The following is a 1,517-nucleotide window of genomic DNA, read 5'->3' on the forward strand; positions in this document are numbered from 1 at the left end:
GAACGAGCTGCCGATAAATAGAAAGAACGCTGGCTTTTAGATGCTTTAATCTTACCTTCAAAATATTGTACGCCACGATCCAGATTCGCACCGTCAAAGCCGAATCGTTGAGGACCGAAGTAATTTGGAAAACCTTTATCTCTGACTTGTAGCAAAAGAGCTTCCACATTAGCCATATTGTCAATATTTCTCACCACCAACCTAAAGAAGTTGGCACTATGCTCGCCGCGTCTTAACTTCTTATTATGCCGTTGATAACTGAGTACTTTTACGCCTTCACATTCAAATTCGTTCCAATTAGGCTCAGGCTTATTCCCTAAATAAACACTAAACCATTGCCGGGTAAGCGCCCAACGATCCTTTAAACCTGACAGCCCGACATCCACTTTTTTGACGTGGGAGAAACGCGCTAACTGACCCGCCACATACTCAGTATTCTGACCATTTTTTTCCAGCCATAACCAAACGTGCTCCCCCTCACCACTTAGCTCAGGATTCATGACCTCTTCAACAAAGAAGTCTTCTTCTTTTGTCTTAATGACACCGGCAGGCCGCGGTAAGTCAGCGATACATGGAAAAACCAGATTGAACTGTGATTCTGGTAATGACCTTACTTCACTCACACGCTTCTCCTTTCACTTTCGCAGCTAGGTTTAGGCACTAACAATACACTTGCCTGACAAGCAACTCCTTCCTCACGCCCTGCAAAACCAAGGCGCTCTGTAGTCGTTGCTTTAACACTCACCAGCTCAGGAGAAACCTGTAAGTCCTGAGCAATATTTTCCTGCATCTTTCCTATATGCGGCGCCATCTTAGGAGCTTGAGCAATAATAACGCTATCGATATTGGAAACTACAAAACCTTTTTCTGAAATCAAGTGGTTTACTGCAGACAACAGTTCTCGACTATTTGCCCCTTTCCACTTTTCATCAGTATCAGGAAAGTGCTTACCGATATCACCTAAGGCCAAAGCACCTAACATTGCATCCATAATCGCGTGAATCAGCACATCCCCGTCGGAATGCGCAATAAAAGATTTGTGATGGGGAATTTTGACGCCTCCCAGGATAATTTCTTCACCCTCGCAAAATGCGTGCACGTCATAACCGTTCCCGATTCTCGGAAAGCTATTCATTTTTTCACCTCGTCCCAGCTGCGTCCGCGCAGCCAAGGTATCTGCAGCCAAACGTAAATCGTGCGGCCGCGTAATTTTGATATTGTCATCTGAGCCTTCAACTAGGCAGGGCGCCCCACCCATATGCTCTATTGCTGACGACTCATCGGTCACCGTCAGCCCAAGCCGCTGACATTCACTTAGGGCATGGCGCAGCTCGGCAAAACGAAAGACTTGTGGTGTAAATGCTCGCCAAAGTTTGTCCCGATCCGAAGTACCCTCAATCGCCCTTCCATCTTGTGATACCTTAATCGTATCAACAACGCGAGACGCCAGAATAGCACCGCCCTCTGAACCGTCCCAGGCGTCAACATGTTCAATCAAGTTATCTATATCTTCTCGA

At 46.3% G+C, this 1,517-nt stretch carries 2 protein-coding genes and 1 pseudogene; all 3 read right to left on the bottom strand.

Annotation, left to right across the window (positions count from 1 at the left end):
* Positions 1 to 623: tRNA pseudouridine(13) synthase TruD (gene truD / locus A3735_RS20045; RefSeq protein ID WP_156499784.1), on the bottom strand; the 623-nt coding region annotated here is incomplete at its 3' end.
* On the bottom strand, positions 620 to 1,135 hold the full coding sequence (gene ispF / locus A3735_RS32005) for a 2-C-methyl-D-erythritol 2,4-cyclodiphosphate synthase (protein ID WP_068507343.1): 516 nt from the start codon (positions 1,133 to 1,135) through the stop codon (positions 620 to 622). The genes ispF and truD, both read right to left, overlap by 4 nt.
* 102 nt (positions 1,136 to 1,237) lie before the next feature.
* Positions 1,238 to 1,498: pseudogene (locus A3735_RS32010) on the bottom strand (2-C-methyl-D-erythritol 4-phosphate cytidylyltransferase); the annotation flags it as partial.
* Positions 1,499 to 1,517: the final 19 nt, after the last annotated feature.

This window comes from Oleiphilus sp. HI0061 (assembly GCF_001635675.1).

Excerpts from the sequence above, each read along its gene's own strand:
- ispF (WP_068507343.1), bottom strand. The coding sequence starts at position 1,135 with ATGAATAGCTTTCCGAGAATCGGGAACGGTTATGACGTGCACGCATTT.